Raw genomic sequence first — 17,933 nt, forward strand, 5'->3', positions numbered from 1 at the left:
CTCTGAGAGTGCGCTGTGCTTGAGACATTTGAACGCGATGACAACCTGCCCGAGCTGGGCTGGGCCGATTTTCCGGAAGCCATGACCGCCATGGCCGCCGGCCAGCTGCAGTCCATCGAAGCCCGCAAGGTGCTGGCCAAGGGGGAGCGGGTGGAGCACCCCCATGCCAATGGGCACACGGTGCTGCACCACTGGAGCCCGGCCGAGCCCAATGGCCAGCCGCCGGTGGTGTTGTTCCATGGCGGCAGCGGCAGCTGGACGCACTGGGTGCGCAGCATCATCCCGCTGACCGAAGCCGGCCACGACGTGTGGGCGGTGGATTTGCCGGGCTTTGGCGATTCGGACGCCGTGGCCGGTGCCCATGACGCCGACGGCATGCTCGACACCCTGGCGCAGATGCTGCAGGAGCGCTTTCCGCTGCAGCCGGTGCAGCTGGTGGGCTTCTCGTTCGGCGGCATGACGGCCGGCATGCTGGCTGCCGCCCATCCGCATGTGGTGCAGCAACTGGTGATCGTGGGCGCCCCCGGCATCGGTCTGAGCGCCAAGCACCCGTTCCAGCTCAAGGGCTGGCGCCATCTGAAGTCGCCCTATGCCCAGCTGCAGACCCATGTCTACAACCTGGGGGAGCTGATGCTGTGCGATCTGAAAAAGATCACCCGCGATACCGTGGCCCTGCATGTGGCCAATGTGCAGCGCGACCGCTTGCCGCGCCGCCGCATCTCCAGCACCGACATTCTGGTCAAGTCGCTGCTGAAAGTGACCTGCCCGGTCACCGCCATCTATGCCGAGCGCGATGCCCTCTACCCCAAGCTGCTGGACGAGGTGGAAACCTTGCTGGCCACCAGTGCCCGCAATTTCCAGGGCATGCACCGCGTGCCCGATGCAGGCCACTGGGTGCAGTACGAAGCCCCGGAGGCCGTGCACGCCCTGCTGTTGCCCATTCTGGCGGGCCCGCAGCCGGTGGAGGCCTGAGAGGCCTGGGACCATGCGCTGGCAGCTGCACGAGGACGAAGTCACCTGGACCGCCATCCGCGCCCAGGGGGCGGGCGGTCAGAATGTGAACAAGGTCTCCAGCGCCGTGCACCTGCGCTTCGATGTGGCCGCGTCTTCGCTGCCTGATCTCCTCAAGGAGCGCCTGCTGGCGCGCTGCGGCCATGACCAGCGCTTCACGCTGGACGGGGTGGTGGTCATCAAGGCCCAGGCCCATCGCACGCAGGAACGCAATCTGCAAGACGCATTGCAGCGCCTGCGCGAGCTGCTGGCCGAAGCCGCCCACACCCCCAAGACCCGCAAGGCCACCCGGCCGACCCGCGCCAGCCAGCAGCGCCGCGTGGATGGCAAGAAACGCGCCGGGGAAACCAAGGCCGGGCGGCAGAAACTGCAGTTCTGACGCGGTCCGTGCTGCAGCAGCGCGCCAGAAGCGCGCACAGCGGGAAAAAATGTGCCTATCCGCCCCCTGCATGTCTACACCGCCCCATACGGGCACACGGGCTTTCACTGCGCAATGACTGACGTACCGATCGTGAAGAGAAGGCTTGCCATGGCCGAGGATGACGCCATCGTCGTCGACCTGGACGACATCCACCACGAGGCCTTGGCCAATATGTGGAGCTTTTCTCCGGACGACGACGCGGCTTCGGACCTGCGTCCTGAAGACGTCGCCCATTTTGTCGGCCAGGTGCTGGAAGCGCGGCGGCGGCGACTGGTGGCGGAGGGGCATGCGCCCATGCTGTTCTATTGCTGGCATGACGCGCAGACCCGGCAACTGCGGTTCAGCCTGGTGTCCGCCGCGCATGGCCGCCTGCCGTTTCGCATAGCCCTCCAGCACGAAGCGACCCCCATGGCAATTGCGGAGCGCATCGTCCATGGCGACTGGTGCAACCCGCAGTGGGGCCAGGCTTCCGACAAGGACATGGCGGACGACGCGGTGCCCTGTCTGTCGGTGTTTGTGGCACAACTGCCCTGAATCCGCCGCCCGGCGTGCAACGGGCAGGCCCTAACCCTGGCGCCGGACACACTGCGGTCTATTGAATTCAATTTCAGAACAATATGTGGCAGTAATGGCGGCTAGTGCAACAGTGGCCGCGCCCCTACATTCACTGGGTAGGCCGTTGGCTGCGCACAGCGCAGCGGCGGCCCCTGTAGGAAAGCCTTGCCATGACCACCTCTTTGCCGAATCTGTCCCCCGCCGCTGACATGCCTGTACAGCGCCTGCCCGCCTTGTTTGTCTCCCACGGTTCGCCCATGTTTGCCGTCGAGCCCGGGGATACCGGACCGGCCCTGCAGCGCTGGGGCAGCGCGCTGCGCGCGGAGTACCCGCAGCTGCGCGGGGTGGTGGTGATGTCGCCGCACTGGATGAGCCGGGGGCTGGAGGTGATGGCGGCGCTGCAGCCCGAGACTTGGCACGACTTTGGCGGTTTTCCCCGCGTGCTCTACAGCCTGCAGTACCCGGCCCCGGGCGCCCCCTTGCTGGCACAGCAGGTGGCGCAACTGTTGCAGGCCGCCGGCCAGCAGCCGGTGCTGAACCCCGAGCGCCCGATGGACCACGGTGCCTGGGTGCCGTTGATGCACCTCTTCCCGCAGGCCGACGTTCCCGTGGTGCAGCTGTCGCTGCCAGCCGATGCGGATGCGGCGGCGGTCTACGCCCTGGGCCAGGCCCTGCGCCCCCTGCGCGATGCCGGGGTGCTGCTGGTGGGATCGGGCAGCATGACGCACAATCTGCGCGACTTTGTCACCGGGCAAAGCGGCGGCCGGCTGGACTATGTGCAGCCTTTCAGCCGCTGGATCGAGGAGCGCATCACCGCGCGCGATACCGCCGCGCTGCTGGACTGGCTGGAGCAGGCCCCACAGGCGCGGCGCGCCCACCCGACGGATGACCATTTCCTGCCGCTGTTCTTTGCGCTGGGTGCCGGTGGACCGGGCACCACGGCCAGCTACCTGAGCCGTGAAGTGCAGTACGGCATGCTGGCCATGGACAGTTTTGCGTTGCAGGATGTGCCTGCAGGTGAGCACGCGGCCGCTGCGCCATTACAGTGAAGCCCGGACATTTTCAGCAAGGACCACCCATGGACACCCCCGCACTCCAACTGCCGCTGAATGGCTATATCCGCCCCGCCCAGGCCGCACCGGAACAGGCCTGGCTGCTAGTGCTGATGCACGGCGTGGGCAGCAGTGCCCAGGACCTGTTCAGCCTGGCGCCCTATGTGCCACCCCAGTTCCACGTGCTTAGCCTGCAGGCGCCGTACGCCATGGGGCCGGATGCGTTCGCCTGGTTCCAGTTCAGCGTCAACCCAGACGGCAGCCGCACCATTGCGGCCGACCAGGAGCAGCACAGCCGCGCCCTGGTGGCCCAGACCGTGCGGCAGGCCGCCGAACAACTGGGCGTTCCGCCCGAACGCGTGGTGGTGGGCGGCTTCAGCCAGGGCGGCATCATGAGCCTGAGCCTGCTGCTGACCCAGCCCGCGTTGCTGCACGCCATCTGTGTATGGCACAGCCGCCTGCTGTCCGAGGTGCTGCCGCTGCAGGTGCCGCCCGCGCAACTGGCAGGCCGCCAGGTGTGGCTGAGCCACGGTACGCAGGACAACGTGATTCCGCTGACCAGCGCCCACCTGACCCGTGCCCGGCTGGAGCCGTTGCCGGTGCAGCTGCGCTACCACGAGTACCCCTGCGCCCACACCATCCACCCCGACGAACTGCGCGACTGCGTGCAGTGGCTGCAGGGCCTGACGGCCGCCGCGTAAGCACCGCACCGCAGCAGGTCTGCACTGCAGGGGGCTCAGGCCGCTTGCGCGGACGCAAGGGCCGGCCGCCCTGCAACTTCCGGTGCCGGGATGGCACATGTATCTGTGTACACGCGCTGTGCCCCATCTTCCGGCACCCACAGGCGGCCGCCCAGTCCGTGTTCGGCTGCCAGCGCGTGCACCTGGGCGCGGGTGGTGGGACAGTGGTCCAGCGCTTCCAGGTGGTTGACCACCAACTGGCCGGGCCAGCAGGCCGCAGCCCGCACCATGTCGTGGGCATCCATCAGGATCTCGCCACCCAGGTCAAAGCGGGCGCCGCCGGCGGGCAGTACGGCCACACCGGGCTGCAGCCGCTGCAGCCGCTGCAGGCAGTCACGCACGGCGGGGGTCAGCACGGTGTCGCCCGCCAGGTAGACGGACGGGTTGCCTGGCAGCTCCAGCAGGTAGCCGTGGCCGTGCTCCATCAACCGACCCACCCAGCCCCGGCCGTGCACGCAGGGGACCGGGGTGATCTGCCCGCCCAGCGGCCAGGACTGGCGCCATGGGCCTTCCAGTGCCACCGTCTGCAGCCCGCGCTGGTGCAGGTAGGCGGCATCGTGCGGCATGCAGAACACGGGAATCTGGCGTTCGCGCAAAAAGCGCTTGCCGGCGCGGTCCAGGTGGTCGAAGTGGCCGCGCTGGCAGTGGGTGATGAGGGCATGGGTCACACGTTCCAGCACGGCTTCGGTGTTGTCTGGCAGCTCGGCGATGGGATTGCGCTGCCGGGCCTTGCCGGTGAGCCGCAGGTAGCGCAGCGCGGGCAGGGTGGCGCGGGGCGCCAGCATGGGGTCGACCAGCAGGCCGAAGGGGCGGCCCTGGCTTTCGAACTCCAGAACGATGGTGGCATTGCGCAAGTGGGTGATGAGCATGGAAGACGCCTTGGCGGTGGGAACATGGGCGCATTGTTCCCAGGCACCAGGTGGCTGAAAATGGCAAGATTGGTCAATCTATTTGCAATTCATGCCAAGCGCTGTGCCTCCGCCCGTTTCACCACCCAGGCCCACGCGCCTGGCCTTGCTGCTGTACCCTGGCTGTGTGCCGGGTGGCCTGTTTGCCGTGGCCGACATGGTGCGCGCCGCCAACCTGCGCGCGCAGCGCACGCTGTACGAGCTGGTGTGGGCCGGGGTGGACCTGCAGCCGGTGCCGACCTGGCAGGGGCCGGGACTGCAGCCCGCGGTGACGCTGGCCGCGGCGGCCGCCGATGTGGTGCTGGTGCTCGGGTTGTGGCTGTCGTCCGCCAGCGACCTGCAGCGCCCCTTGCAGCAACTGACCCCGCTGGTGCGCGCCCTGCAGCAGTTGCCTGCTGCGACCCGGCTGTGGAGCTATTGCGCCGGCGTGGTGCCGGTGGCGGCCAGCGGGCGTTTGCACGGCGAGGCGGCCACCGCCACCTGGTGGCTGCGCGAGGCGCTGCACACCCACTTTCCCCGGGTGGACTGGCGCTTTGACGAGGCCGTGGTGCAAGGGCAGTCGGTGCTGACGGCGGCCGGAGCCCATGGCTATGTGCCGCTGATGCAGCAGGCCCTGGCCGCACAGCTGGCGCCGGCCGAGCTGCGCGACCTGCAGAACCTGCTAATGCTGCCCCGGCCGGCAGCGGTGCATCCTCGGTTCGCGGGCCTGGAGCTGACGGCGCTGGCCGACGACAACCTGCGCCGCGCCTGGATGCTGGTGCAGCGCACCGCCGCCGCCGAGCTGCGTCTGGCGGCATTGGCCCACACGCTGCATGTGTCACCACGCACCCTGGCACGCCGGGTGCGCGCGCAGACCGGGCTGGCTGCCGCGCAGTGGATGCGGCACATCAAGCTGCGGCAGGTGGCCGATGCCCTGTGTGAAACCCGGCAACCGCTGAAGCGGATTGCCGAGGACCTGGGCTTTGCCAGCGAGGCCAGTCTGATCCGCGCTTTCCGGCAGGTGACAGGCATGACGCCCATGGCATACCGCATCGCCCGTGCCTGAGTGAAGGGCTGCGTGCTGGAGACAAAGGAACACCTCGGGCGCTAGGGTGCAGCCTGCCTGCAGCAGGTTGGTTAGGCAACGTTCTGAAACTCTATGAATGCGACCGCGGCGTACAGCCTCCTCCAAAGAGGAGGGGGCGGGCGGCATCTGCCGCCACCACCGCTGCCGTCGTCGTAGCAGTCTTCGCTGCCTTGTGCCCGAGCCGGGGCGCCGCGGCTCTTTTGATTAATGCATGCAGTGCAGTGGTGATCTGCATCTGCATGGATTGTGGCGCTGCATGTGCATGAATACCATGGCTTTTTTCATTCCATTGAAGGAAACAGCCATGGCCATTGCCATTCGTGTGCACAGCACCGGAGCCCCTGAAGTGATGCAGCTGGAGAGCATGGAGCTTGCAGCGCCCGGCCCGGGAGAAGTCTGTCTGGAGCAGACGTCCATCGGCGTCAATCCGCTGGATGTCAGCCAGCGCAAAGGGGCCGTGCCCATCCCACTGCCGTCCGGACTGGGGTTGGAAGGTGCGGGGCGGGTGACGGCGGTGGGGGCTGGGGTGTCCAGCGTGCAGGTCGGGGACAGGGTAGCCTACGCCACCGGCCCTTTGGGGGCCTATGCCAGTGCACGGCTGTTTCCGGCGGACCGGCTGGTGCGTCTGCCGGACACCCTCAGCAACGACGCCGCGGCAGCGGTGCTGTTCAAGGGCATCACTGCCCAGTACCTGCTGAAGACCACCGGCCAGGTTCGCCCGGGCTCCACGGTGCTGGTCTATGGCGCCGCCGGGGCGCTGGGGCAGTTGCTGTGCGCCTGGGCTCGCCATCTGGGGGCGCAGGTGCTGGGTGTGGTGTCCAAGCCGGCCAGCGTGGCGCGGGCCGAGGCCAGCGGCTGCCATGCCGTCTTTGTCTTTGACGCGCAGACCCTTGCGTCCCAGGTGGCGCAGGCCACGCAGGGGCGCAAGGTGGATGTGGTGTACGACCCCATTGGGCGGGACACGTTTGCCGCCTCGCTGGACTGCCTGCGTCCCCGCGGGCTGATGGTGTCGTTCGGGGCCACATCGGGGCTGCCGCCTGCCGTCGAGGTGGGTGTGCTCAATGCCAAGGGCTCGCTGTTCCTGACGCGGCCTTCCCTGGCGGCGCACACGGCGTCCGCCGAGGAATACCAGAGCCGGGCCCGGGACGTGCTGGACGCCGTGGCCAGCGGCATACTCACGCCGCAGATCTGGAAAAGTTACGCACTGGCCGATGCGGCCCTGGCGCATGCGGACCTGGAGCACGGGCGCTCCCAAGGCGCGATCATTCTCAACCCCTGATATTCACATTCAACGCACGCCATGGAAATGCCCGACAGCCAGCACACGGATGAGCTCGCCACCCTGCTGGCGCTGTCGGAGCAGCACTCGTTTGCGGCCGCTGCCCGGGTGCTGGAGCGCCATCCGTCGGTCCTGTCCAAGCGGATCCAGGCGCTGGAGCGCAGGCTGGGCGTGCGCCTGGTCGAGCGCACCACACGCAGGCTGAGTCTCACCCGCGAAGGCCTGCAATTGGTGGAAAAGGTGCGCCAGGCGGCCAGCTGGATACGGGATGCCGAGCGGGAAGCGGCGCAAGGGGCCACCGAGGTGCGCGGACGGCTGCGCCTGGCCCTGCCTGCCACCATGGGGCGGCGCTGGATCAGTCCCATGGTGGCCGGTTTTGCCCTGGCCTACCCGGAGGTGGTGCTGGAGGTGGAATACAGCGAGCGCATCGTGGATGTGGTGGGCGAGCGTTTCGATGCCGCCATCCGCATTGGCAATCTGCCCGACAGCGGCCTGGTGGCAACGCGGCTGTGCGACCAGTACCGGATCCTGTGCGCATCGGCCGCCTACCTGGCGCGGTGCCCGGCGCCCGCCAGTCCAGCGGATCTGGCCCGGCACAACTGCCTGGGCTATACCGGCTTGCTGTCCTTTCCGGAATGGACCCTGGTGCAGGCCGACCGGCAAGGAGCTGCCCCGACCCGCCAGTCGCTGCGCGTCACCGGCTCCATGCGCAGCAATGACAACGAGGCGTTGCTGCATGCGGCGCTGCAGGGGGTGGGCATTGTTGCGGGCAGTGACTGGCATCTGCTGCCTGCCGTGCAGTCTGGGGCGCTGGTGCGTGTGCTGCCCGAGTGGACGCTGGGCGAGGCCGGTGGCATCTATCTGGTCCGCCCCTCAGGGCAGTACCAGACAGCGGCCTTGGCGGCGTTCAGGCAGTGGATCAGCGAGCGCTTTGCGGCCGTGCCCTGGCGCCATGCCGGGGCGTCGTAACCCGGCCGCAGGCCAAACTGTGGCTGCACACAGGCCGCCAACGTCAGCGTCAGCGGGCCAGGCGCCCAAAGAAGGCGTCCAGCGCATGGACTACGGTGGGCAGTTCCTCGGCCATGCGTTCGCGGTCCACCCAGTAGCCTTCACAGGCCACGGCAAAGAACTCGGCCGGGGCTTCGGCCCCGTAGGCATCCAGCCAGGGAGCCGGCTGGCCAAAGCGTTCATGGCGGATGACCAGATCGCGAAAGCGTTCGTAGGCATCACCCCAGACGGCGCTCCAGGCCTGGCGGGCGGCGCTGGCACTGGTATGGCCCATGAACCCCCGGGGCAAGGGCGGGCAGCCGTTGGCGTGGCCGTCGTGCATGTCCAGCTTGTGGGCGAATTCATGGATCACCACATTGGTGTGGCCGCCATGGGCGGCGTGGCCGGGCTGCACGGCGGCCCAGCTCAGCATGACGGGGCCGCCTTCCATGGCTTCGCCCATCAGCTCTTCCCGGTAGTGGTGTACCACACCCGCTTCGTCCACCACCTTGCGGCGGGCCACCACGTCGTCCGCATGCACGACGATGCCAACAAAGTCGTCGTACCAGCGCAGGGCGTCAGCGGGTTCGCCGAAATACAGCAGCAGCACACAGGCCTGGGCGGCAATGGCCACGGCCATGGCGTCGGTGATGACCAGGCCATGGGCGCCGGAAAACTCCTTGCGCTGCAGGAAATGCGCCACCAGCTGTTGCAGGTGGGCGTCTTCGGCGGGCGTGAGGCGTTCCAGGAAGGGGTAGGTGGCGACGGTGGCCTGCCACAGTGCGGCCGGTACCGGTGCGGGAGGCAGTGCACCCGCGCGCACGGCTGCGCGGCGGGCCCAGGTGGGGAGAACGCGCTGCCAGTCCATGCAATGCCTCAGCCGGCGCAGGCCGCCTGCGGAGACAGGCGCTGCCAGCCGGCGGGGGTCAGGCGCAGCACTTCGCTGCGCTGGGTGTCGGCATCGATGTGCCAGTCGCTGGTGACAATGCGCCAGCGGTGGCCGTCCAGCGCATGGTCGGCAGGCTGGTGGGTGTGGCCGTGTACCAGCCAGTGGGCCAGGGCGGCATCCATCCAGGTGGCGGTCATCTGCGCATCGGCGTCGGCGTAGGGGGCACCGGCCTGCTTGCGTTGTTCGCTTTCCGTGCGGGCGGATTTGCCGATGGCACGGCGCACGGCCAGCGGCTGGGCCAGCACCTGCTGCTGCCAGGCGGCAGAGCGCGACAGGGTGCGGAACTGCTGGTATTCCACATCGTCCAGGCACAGCGCATCGCCATGGCTGAGCAGGATGCGGCGCTCGCCCCAGACCAGCACGGTAGGGTCGGCCAGGGCGGTCATGCCGGTGCGCTGCATCAGCAGATCGCCGGCCAGAAAGTCGCGGTTGCCGACCATGAAGAACAGCGGCCGCTGTGCGGCGGCTTGTTGCAGGATTGCGGCGCATTCGGCCTCAAAGCTGCCCGGCTCATCCAGCGCGTCGTCGCCCACCCAGACTTCAAACAGGTCGCCCAGCAGGAACACGGCATCGGCGGGGGTGTGCGCCAGATAGTCGCGCCAGGCCTGCACGGTCTGCGGCTCCGAGGGCTGCAGGTGCAGGTCCGAAATGACATCGACCGTGCGCCAGGTGGGCGCAGCCTGCAGCTGCGCCACCGGGGGCACGGTCGTACGGGGATCTGAATTCACTCGAAGAATCAGTGATTCCGGCCGCTGCGCGCCAGCCTGTGCAGCTGGCGGAGCCCATGTGCGCGGCAGCCCGCAAGGGCCGTCCCGCAGCACGGGCTGTCCTCCCATGGAGGTAAGCCGCGCAGCGGCCCAGGGGGATCAGAGGGCCACGGCCTTGTCGATCACCACGGCGTCAAAAGGCACGTCGTCGTGGAAGCCCTTGCGGGTGGTGCGCACCTTCTTGATGGCGTCGATCACGTCTTCGCCCTTGACCACCTTGCCGAACACGGCATAGCCCCAGCCTTGGCCGGTGGGGGCGGTGTGGTTCAGGAAGCTGTTGTCCACGGTGTTGATGAAGAACTGGGCCGTGGCGCTGTGCGGATCGCTGGTACGGGCCATAGCGATGGTGTACTTGTCGTTCTTCAGGCCGTTCTTGGCTTCGTTCTCGATGGGTGCCGCGGTTTCCTTTTGCTTCATGTCAGCCGCAAAGCCGCCGCCCTGGATCATGAAGTTCTTGATCACGCGGTGGAAGATCGTGCCGTTGTAGAAGCCTTGGTTCACGTAGTTCAGGAAGTTTTCCGTGGACTTGGGGGCGTTCACTGCGTCCAGTTCCAGCGTGATCACGCCGGGGGTGGCGGTGTCGGCCACGTTGATGGTGATGTGCAGTTCGACTTGTGGGTTGCTCATGGCGTGTCCAATCTTGAATCTAAAGGGGGTGAGGGGGGATGCCGGTGCGGGTCAGCGCAGCACGGTGGCCGAGGTGATGGTGACCGGCGTGGTGGGCACATTCTGGTGCATGCCACGGGTGCCCGTAATCACCGTGCGGATTTTCTCCACGGTCTCGGTGCCTTCGACCACCTTGCCGAACACGGCATAGCCGTAGCCATCGGGCTTGGGGGCATTGAGCGAGTCGTTGTTGGCGACGTTGATGAAGAACTGCGCCGTGGCCGAGTTGGGGTTGCCGGTACGGGCCATGGCGATGGTGTACTTGTCGTTCTTCAGGCCGTTCTTGGCTTCCAGCGGGATGGGCGCACGCGTGGCCTTTTGCTGCATGTCGGCGGTAAAGCCGCCGCCCTGGATCATGAAGCCGTCGATCACGCGGTGAAAGATGGTGCCGTCGTAGTGCTTGTCGTTCACGTACAGCAGGAAGTTCTCCACCGTCTTGGGGGCGGCGCCGGGGTTCAGTTCCAGCACGATATCGCCCAGGCTTGTTGCCAGCTTGACACGGGGAGGGCCGTTCTGCGCCCAGGTGGGCGCAGCAAAAATGCCCGCTGTCAGTACAGATGCAGCAAGCGTGAGAGCGACTTTTCTACGGGAAAACATGGGAATGCTCCGAAAAGGCAAACAAACAAAAAAAGCAGGGAGTCTGCCAGCAGGGGCGCGTAGCGCACGGGGCGCCGGCCAGCCACCGGTGCTGGTGGTGTTCAGTCAGTTGGGGGCGGTTGTCCGCCCGCCAAGGGGTATCACTTGGCTGCGGGCTGCAGCACACCGCCCAGTGTGGACAGTTTGAGTTTGAGAGGGGCGTTGTTGCCGCTCAGTTGCAGCGAACGGGTGTAGGACTGCTGCGCCAGGCGGGTGTAGATATCACCCAGGTTCTCGTGCGCCACCGCATAGTTCGGGTTGTTGCGCACGGCCATCTCCAGCGCGTTGCGGGCCTGGTCCAGGCGGTTCTGGCCGGCATAGATCACAGCCAGGTTGTTATAGGGCTCGGGCAGCTCGGGATATTCCTCGGTCAGCAGCGTGAAGGTGGCGATCGCCTCTTCGGTCTGGCCGGCCGCGACCTGGGCCGTGCCCTTCAGAAAGCGCATCTGCGGATCGCGCTGGTTGCTGGCCAGGTACTGGTCGGCCTTGGCAATGGCGTCGGCGGTCTTGCCGGCGCGCACCAGCTTGGCGACATCGCTGTAGTCGTCAGCCTGGGCCGCGCCGCCTGCCGCCAGCAAGGCGGCCACAGCCAAGGCGCGCAGGGCAGAGGAGGGAGAGCGGCGCATGAACATGGAGTAGGTGCTTTCGAGGAGATGGGGGCACCCCCGCACGGGGGGCTTTATACTGCGACGCATTGTAGCTGAGGGGGTGTCGGGCCGCTGTGCGCAGCAAAGGCCGCCAGGGCACCCCTTTTGCGCTGCTGGGAATGTGCGGCCGGACCGTCCTGCCGCTTTCTCCCCTCCCTCTGTGATTGAGACACACCTCCCGATGAGTTTGCGTATCTACAACACGCTGTCGCGTGCACTGCAAGCGTTTTCGCCGATCGAGCCTGGCCATGTCCGCATGTACGTGTGCGGCATGACCGTATACGACCTCTGCCACCTGGGCCATGCGCGCTCCATGGTGGCGTTCGACGTGGTCCAGCGCTGGCTGCGTGCCAGCGGCTACCGCGTGACCTATGTGCGCAACATCACCGACATCGATGACAAGATCATCAAGCGTGCGGTGGAAAACGGCGAAACCATCCGCAGCCTGACGGACCGCATGATCGCGGCCCTGCACCAGGACGCCGATGCGCTGGGCATTGCCCGCCCCGACCACGAACCACGCGCCACCGACTATGTGCCGCAGATGCTGGGCATGATCGGTACGCTGCAGCAAAAGGGCCTGGCCTACCAGGCCGGCAATGGCGATGTGAACTACGCCGTGCGCAAGTTCCCTGGCTACGGCAAGCTGTCCGGCAAGTCGCTGGACGAGCTGAATGCGGGCGAGCGCGTGGCCGTGCAGGATGGCAAGCACGATCCGCTGGACTTTGTGCTGTGGAAGTCCTCCAAGCCTGAAGAGCCAGCCGATGTGAAATGGCCCAGCCCGTTTGGCGAAGGCCGCCCCGGCTGGCATATCGAATGCTCGGCCATGGGCTGCGCGCTGCTGGGCGAGAGCTTTGACATCCATGGTGGCGGTGCGGACCTGCAGTTCCCCCACCATGAGAACGAGATTGCCCAGAGCGAAGGCGCCACCGGCAAGCCGCTGGCCTCGACCTGGATGCACAACGGCTTCATCAATGTGGACAACGAGAAGATGTCCAAGTCGCTGGGCAATTTCTTCACCATCCGCGATGTGCTCAAGGAATACGACGCCGAAACCGTGCGTTTCTTCGTCGTGCGCAGCCACTACCGCAGCCCGCTGAACTACAGCGATGTTCACCTGGACGATGCCCGCAGCGCCCTCAAGCGCCTGTACACGGCACTGAGTCTGGTGGCTGCGGCGCCGGTGCAGATCGACTGGAGTAACACCCATGCTGCGCGCTTTCAGGCCGCGATGGACGAGGACTTCGGCACCCCCGAAGCGGTGGCCGTGCTGTTCGAGCTGGCCGCCGAGGTCAATCGCAGCAAGTCGCCGGAAGTGGCCGGTCTGCTGAAGGCGCTGGGCGGCGTGCTGGGCCTGCTGCAGGACGATCCGCAGAAATTCCTGCAGGCCGGCACCGAAGGGGTGGACGCGGCCGCCGTTGAGGCGCAGATCGCCGCGCGCGCTGCCGCCAAGGCCGACAAGAACTGGGCCGAGGCCGACCGCATCCGCAAGGCACTGCTGGAGCAGGGCATCGTGCTCAAGGACTCCGCAGCGGGCACCACCTGGGAGGCCGCCCAGTAAGGGCGCAGGACAACTCCCATGGCTCCCTCTCCGAAAGAACTGCCCGTGCCGCCGCAGCATGCTGCGGCCTACTGGGCAGAGGCGTGCAAGCACCTGGTCAAGAAAGACCGGGTGCTGCGCCGCCTGATCCCCCAATACCCCGGTGAAGCGCTGATGGCGCACGGCGACGCGTTCGTGACGCTGGCGCGCTCCATCGTGGGCCAGCAGGTGGCGGCCAAGTCGGCCTCTGCCCAATGGAAAAAACTGCTGGCGCTGCTGCCCGAAGGGCTCACGCCCGCCCAGCTGCTGCGCCTGAAGGTGGACGACATGCGCGTCGCCGGTCTGTCTGCCCGCAAGGTGGACTATCTGGTGGACCTGGCCGTGCACTTCACCGAAGACCGCCTGCATGTGGACGCCTGGGGCGAGATGGATGACGAATCCATCATTGCCGAGCTGACCGCCATCCGTGGCATCGGCCGCTGGACGGCCGAGATGTTCCTGATGTTCTACCTGCTGCGTCCGAATGTGCTGCCGCTGGACGACGCCGGCCTGCTCAAGGGCATCAGCGAGAACTATTTCTCGGGCGAAGCCGTCAGCCGCAGCGATGTCCGTGAAGTCGCTGAGGCCTGGAAACCATGGTGCAGCGTGGCAACTTGGTATATTTGGCGCTCGCTCGACCCGCAGCCTGTGACCTATTGATACGTTCCATAGGCCCCTTGGCGTGGCCGGGACAAGGAGAATAATTTTGGCGAAAAAGACTTTTCTGGACTTCGAACAGCCCATCGCGGAACTCGAAGCCAAGATCGAAGAGCTGCGTTATGTGCAGACCGAAAGCGCTGTCGATATTTCGGAAGAAATCGACCAGCTGAGCAAGAAGAGCCAGCAGCTCACCAAGGACATCTACAGCGATCTGTCGCCCTGGCAGATCACCAAGATCGCGCGCCATCCGGAGCGGCCTTACACGCTGGACTATGTGCGCGAGTGCTTCACCGACTTTGTCGAGATGCACGGCGACCGCCATTTTTCGGATGACAAGTCCATCATCGGCGGTCTGGCGCGCTTCAATGGCCAGCCGTGCATGGTCATTGGCCACCAGAAGGGCCGTGACACCAAGGAGCGCGCGCTGCGCAACTTCGGCATGACCCGCCCCGAGGGCTACCGCAAGGCCCTGCGTCTGATGAAGACGGCCGAGAAGTTCCACCTGCCGGTGTTCACCTTTGTGGACACGCCCGGTGCCTTCCCCGGCATCGATGCGGAAGAGCGCGGCCAGTCCGAAGCCATCGGCCGCAACATCTTCGAGATGGCCCAGCTGCAGACCCCCATCATCACCACCATCATCGGTGAAGGTGGCTCGGGTGGCGCGCTGGCCATTGCCGTGGCCGACCAGGTGCTGATGCTGCAGTACTCGGTGTACTCCGTGATCAGCCCCGAAGGCTGCGCTTCCATTCTGTGGAAGACCGGCGAAAAGGCGTCGGAAGCCGCCGAAGCCATGGGCATCACCGCCCACCGCCTGAAGGCCCTGGGCCTGGTGGACAAGATCGTGAACGAACCTGTGGGTGGTGGACACCGCGATCCCAAGCAGATGGCATCGTTCCTCAAGCGTGCCCTGGCCGATGCCTGGCGCCAGCTGTCGGACCTGAAGCCCAAGGAGCTGCAGGACCGCCGCTACGAGCGCCTGCAAAGCTATGGTCGCTTCACCGACACCAAGGCCAGCTAAACCGCTGGCACGGCAATGACGGACGGGCACGCTGTGCACACCGCCTTGACCATGGCCCTGCGGGGCCATTTTTCTTGCGCAGAAAAAGCGACGCCGTGCCCCTGGCGCGATGGACGGGTGGGCCAGGGCGGTCGCAACCCGGTGGTGTGGGTGGCTTGCGAGGGAGGCGGGGTATGACGCAGTCGGTCGACTTTGCCATGGCGGCTTTCGCTCCCGCGCTGCCTCTGGCCGTAGCCTACAGTGGAGGGGCGGATTCCTCTGCGCTGCTGCATGCCTGTGCGCAGCGCTGGCCCGGGCAGGTCTATGCCATCCATGTGCACCATGGCTTGCAGGCTGCGGCCGATGGTTTTGCCGCACATTGCCGCGCCACCTGTGAACGCCTGCAGGTGCCGCTGGCGGTGGTGCAGGTGGATGCGCGCCCTGCGCCGGGGGACAGTCCCGAAGATGCGGCCCGCCGCCGCCGCTATGCCGCACTGACCGAGCATGCGCTGCACGCCTTCGACCGGCCCATGGTCAGCATCGCCTTGGCCCAGCATGCGGATGACCAGGTGGAGACGCTGCTGCTGGCCTTGTCCCGTGGCGCCGGTCTGCCGGGTCTGGCGGCCATGCCCCGGCACTGGCAGCGGGCAGGGCTGGACTGGCACCGGCCGCTGCTGCAGGTGGCCGGGGCCGATGTCCGCCAGTGGCTGACCGACCGGGGCGAGGGCTGGGTGGAAGACCCCAGCAACTCCGATCTGCGCTACACCCGCAACCGGATCCGCCAGCAGCTACTGCCGGTGCTGGAGCAGGTGTTTCCCCAGTTTCGCGACACTTTTGCACGCAGCAGCCAGCACGCGGCCCAGGCCCAGCAGGTGCTGGCGGCCCAGGCGCAGGCTGATCTGCAGACTGTGGGGGTTCCGCCACAGATCAAGGCGGTGCAGGCGTTGCCGCCCGAGCGCCAGGCCCACGTGCTGCGCCAGTGGCTGCTGCAGTTTCACGGCGCCACGCCGTCGGCGGCGCAGCTCCAGGAGCTGCTGCGGCAGATCCGCCATTGCACTACGCGAGGCCACCGCATCCATATCAAGGTGGGATGCGGGTTTGTGGTGAGAGAAGGCGCGCGGCTCGGTTGGTACAATCCCTGAGTTTTGGTCCACTTATCTGAAGTACGAAATCCGGCGGCGCGCCAAAACAGCACACCGTTCATTCAGCGCCGTACCCTGCAGTTTCGTCACCCCTGTTATCCAATGGCACTGATCGTTCATAAATACGGCGGCACCTCGATGGGCTCTCCCGAGCGCATCCGCAACGTCGCCAAGCGCGTGGCCAAGTGGGCTCGGGCCGGCCACCAAATGGTGGTGGTTCCCAGCGCCATGAGTGGCGAAACCAACCGTTTGCTGGGTCTGGCCAGCGAGCTGGCGCCCAACAGCCCCAAGACTTCGTACTACCGTGAGCTGGACATGCTGGCGGCAACTGGTGAGCAGGCCTCCTCGGCACTGCTGGCCATTGCGCTGCAAGCGGAAGGCATGGAGTCGGTCAGCTACGCCGGCTGGCAAGTGCCCGTGCGCACCGACAGCAGCTTCACCAAGGCCCGCATCGAATCCATCGACGACGCCCGCGTGCGCGCCGATCTGGAAGCCGGCCGTGTCGTGATCGTCACCGGCTTCCAGGGGATCGATCCCGACGGCAACATCACCACCTTGGGTCGTGGCGGCTCGGATACCTCGGCTGTGGCCGTGGCGGCTGCCATGAAGGCTGCCGAATGCCTGATCTATACCGATGTGGATGGCGTCTACACCACCGACCCCCGTGTGGTGGCTGCTGCCAAGCGCCTGACCACGGTGAGCTTTGAAGAGATGCTGGAGATGGCCAGCCTGGGCTCCAAGGTGCTGCAGATCCGTTCGGTGGAGTTTGCCGGCAAGTACAAGGTGCCCATGCGCGTGCTCTCGAGCTTCACGCCCTGGGACATCGATCTGGAAGAAGAGGCCAAGTCCGGCACGCTGATTACTTTTGAGGAAGACGAAAAAATGGAAAAGGCCGTCGTATCCGGCATCGCTTTCAACCGCGGCGAAGCCAAGATCTCCGTGCTCGGCGTGCCCGACACCCCCGGCGTGGCGGCTGCCATCCTGGGTCCTGTGGCAGATGCCAACATCGAAGTGGATGTGATCATCCAGAACATCTCCAAGGAAGGTAAGACCGACTTCTCCTTCACCGTCAGCCAGGGCGACTACCAGCGTGCCATGGACCTGCTGCGTGAAAAAGTGGTGCCCGCCCTGGGTGCTGCCGAAGTGGTGGGCAATCCCAACATCGCCAAGGTCAGCATTGTCGGTATCGGCATGCGCAGCCATGTGGGTGTGGCGTCCACCATGTTCCGAGCGCTGAGCAAGGAAAACGTGAACATCCAGATGATCTCCACCTCCGAGATCAAGACCTCGGTCGTCATCGATGAGAAGTACCTGGAGCTGGCCGTGCGCGCCCTGCACACGGCCTTCGGTCTGGACAAAAGCGAATAATTTTCGCAACTTCGTCAAAGCGGCCCAAAAAGCTGCTTACAATAGCGTTATTGCGGAAACGTGACCGAGTGGCCGAAGGTGCTCCCCTGCTAAGGGAGTATGGGGTGTAGAGCCTCATCGAGGGTTCGAATCCCTCCGTTTCCGCCAAGATCAAAGAAAAAAGCCTTCTGGCTTTTTTCTTTTTGCAAGCATCTTCTGGATGTTTGCAAAAAGTTAAAAACTTTGATCTGCACAACAAAAGTTGTGCTACAATACAAGGCTTCGCTGATCGCAGCGGACTGAATTCAAAACAGAAGTTCTGGTTTGAATCGCATCATTAAAAATGTACAGCCGATAAGCGTGGGCGTTTGAAGGCGATTGCCAAATGTTCTTCGGAACTAAACAAACGCTCACAAAAACAGTAATGAGGAAAGAGAAATCTTTCTTGATTCCGTCAAGTGAGTGAGTAGTCGAAAGACTTTAAATTCAAGATCGAACTGTAGAGTTTGATCCTGGCTCAGATT

The 17,933-nt window shown here is 65.7% G+C and carries 19 protein-coding genes and 1 tRNA gene; 14 read left to right on the plus strand and 6 right to left on the minus strand.

All coding sequences use genetic code 11. The features are described from left to right. Positions 1–15: 15 nt before the first annotated feature. The 5 genes from KW830_RS20905 (at position 16) to KW830_RS20925 (ending at position 3,740) form a co-directional block, all read left to right on the plus strand. Complete coding sequence (locus KW830_RS20905; RefSeq protein ID WP_227657863.1) at positions 16–972, plus strand: alpha/beta fold hydrolase; 957 nt, start codon at positions 16–18, stop codon at positions 970–972. 13 nt (positions 973–985) lie between these two features. Beyond that, the gene (gene arfB / locus KW830_RS20910) at positions 986–1,390 is read left to right on the plus strand and encodes an alternative ribosome rescue aminoacyl-tRNA hydrolase ArfB (RefSeq protein WP_218334295.1); all 405 of its coding nucleotides are present in this window, start codon (positions 986–988) and stop codon (positions 1,388–1,390) included. Positions 1,391–1,540: 150 nt separating this feature from the next. Beyond that, a complete protein-coding gene (locus KW830_RS20915; protein ID WP_218334296.1) occupies positions 1,541–1,966 on the plus strand; it encodes a hypothetical protein in 426 nt (141 codons plus the stop codon). A 191-nt stretch (positions 1,967–2,157) separates the two neighbouring features. Further along, a complete protein-coding gene (locus KW830_RS20920) occupies positions 2,158–3,036 on the plus strand; it encodes a class III extradiol ring-cleavage dioxygenase (protein WP_218334297.1) in 879 nt (292 codons plus the stop codon). 29 nt (positions 3,037–3,065) lie between these two features. Continuing rightward, positions 3,066–3,740: an alpha/beta hydrolase gene (locus KW830_RS20925; RefSeq protein ID WP_218334298.1), complete on the plus strand. Its 675-nt coding sequence runs from the start codon at positions 3,066–3,068 to the stop codon at positions 3,738–3,740. Positions 3,741–3,775: 35 nt separating this feature from the next. Here the strand turns inward: KW830_RS20925 and KW830_RS20930 are convergent, their stop codons facing one another. Further along, positions 3,776–4,648 (minus strand): MBL fold metallo-hydrolase, encoded by an 873-nt coding sequence (locus KW830_RS20930; RefSeq protein ID WP_255578932.1) that lies wholly within the window; start codon positions 4,646–4,648, stop codon positions 3,776–3,778. Positions 4,649–4,793: 145 nt separating this feature from the next. On the opposite strand from KW830_RS20930, the gene KW830_RS20935 reads away from it, so the two are divergent. The 3 genes from KW830_RS20935 (at position 4,794) to KW830_RS20945 (ending at position 8,001) form a co-directional block, all read left to right on the plus strand. Then, on the plus strand, positions 4,794–5,732 hold the full coding sequence (locus KW830_RS20935; RefSeq protein ID WP_255578933.1) for a helix-turn-helix domain-containing protein: 939 nt from the start codon (positions 4,794–4,796) through the stop codon (positions 5,730–5,732). A gap of 325 nt (positions 5,733–6,057) precedes the next feature. Next, positions 6,058–7,032: a quinone oxidoreductase gene (locus tag KW830_RS20940; RefSeq protein ID WP_066539473.1), complete on the plus strand. Its 975-nt coding sequence runs from the start codon at positions 6,058–6,060 to the stop codon at positions 7,030–7,032. A 21-nt stretch (positions 7,033–7,053) separates the two neighbouring features. Then, entirely contained in the window at positions 7,054–8,001 is a 948-nt protein-coding gene (locus KW830_RS20945; protein WP_218334300.1) for a LysR family transcriptional regulator, read from the plus strand. A gap of 49 nt (positions 8,002–8,050) precedes the next feature. On the opposite strand, the gene KW830_RS20950 is transcribed toward KW830_RS20945, so the two are convergent. The 5 genes from KW830_RS20950 to KW830_RS20970 form a co-directional block, all read right to left on the minus strand. Then, positions 8,051–8,887, minus strand: coding sequence for a zinc-dependent peptidase (locus KW830_RS20950; RefSeq protein WP_066538953.1), 837 nt, complete (start codon positions 8,885–8,887; stop codon positions 8,051–8,053). An 8-nt stretch (positions 8,888–8,895) separates the two neighbouring features. Further along, entirely contained in the window at positions 8,896–9,696 is an 801-nt protein-coding gene (locus tag KW830_RS20955; RefSeq protein ID WP_370626166.1) for a UDP-2,3-diacylglucosamine diphosphatase, read from the minus strand. A gap of 138 nt (positions 9,697–9,834) precedes the next feature. Continuing rightward, entirely contained in the window at positions 9,835–10,362 is a 528-nt protein-coding gene (locus tag KW830_RS20960; protein ID WP_066538950.1) for a peptidylprolyl isomerase, read from the minus strand. A gap of 51 nt (positions 10,363–10,413) precedes the next feature. After that, entirely contained in the window at positions 10,414–10,998 is a 585-nt protein-coding gene (locus tag KW830_RS20965; protein WP_218334302.1) for a peptidylprolyl isomerase, read from the minus strand. 140 nt (positions 10,999–11,138) lie between these two features. Further along, positions 11,139–11,663, minus strand: coding sequence for a tetratricopeptide repeat protein (locus tag KW830_RS20970; protein ID WP_306304386.1), 525 nt, complete (start codon positions 11,661–11,663; stop codon positions 11,139–11,141). A 202-nt stretch (positions 11,664–11,865) separates the two neighbouring features. On the opposite strand from KW830_RS20970, the gene cysS reads away from it, so the two are divergent. From cysS to KW830_RS21000, 6 genes are all read left to right on the plus strand, one after another. Beyond that, positions 11,866–13,245 carry a cysteine--tRNA ligase gene (gene cysS / locus KW830_RS20975; protein ID WP_066538944.1) on the plus strand — a complete coding sequence of 460 codons (1,380 nt, stop codon included), beginning with the start codon at positions 11,866–11,868 and terminating at the stop codon, positions 13,243–13,245. An 18-nt stretch (positions 13,246–13,263) separates the two neighbouring features. Further along, the gene (locus KW830_RS20980) at positions 13,264–13,923 is read left to right on the plus strand and encodes a DNA-3-methyladenine glycosylase (RefSeq protein WP_066538943.1); all 660 of its coding nucleotides are present in this window, start codon (positions 13,264–13,266) and stop codon (positions 13,921–13,923) included. A 46-nt stretch (positions 13,924–13,969) separates the two neighbouring features. Next, on the plus strand, positions 13,970–14,941 hold the full coding sequence (locus KW830_RS20985) for an acetyl-CoA carboxylase carboxyltransferase subunit alpha (RefSeq protein WP_066538942.1): 972 nt from the start codon (positions 13,970–13,972) through the stop codon (positions 14,939–14,941). A gap of 173 nt (positions 14,942–15,114) precedes the next feature. Next, on the plus strand, positions 15,115–16,062 hold the full coding sequence (tilS, locus tag KW830_RS20990) for a tRNA lysidine(34) synthetase TilS (protein ID WP_218334303.1): 948 nt from the start codon (positions 15,115–15,117) through the stop codon (positions 16,060–16,062). A gap of 102 nt (positions 16,063–16,164) precedes the next feature. Then, positions 16,165–17,430, plus strand: a complete 1,266-nt coding sequence (locus tag KW830_RS20995) for an aspartate kinase (RefSeq protein ID WP_066538935.1) — start codon at positions 16,165–16,167, stop codon at positions 17,428–17,430. 54 nt (positions 17,431–17,484) lie between these two features. After that, positions 17,485–17,577: transfer RNA gene (locus KW830_RS21000), tRNA-Ser, on the plus strand. Positions 17,578–17,933 lie beyond the last annotated feature (356 nt).

The organism is Comamonas sp. CMM03, from assembly GCF_019218715.1.
In the GTDB taxonomy this organism is placed as follows: domain Bacteria; phylum Pseudomonadota; class Gammaproteobacteria; order Burkholderiales; family Burkholderiaceae_C; genus Comamonas; species Comamonas terrigena.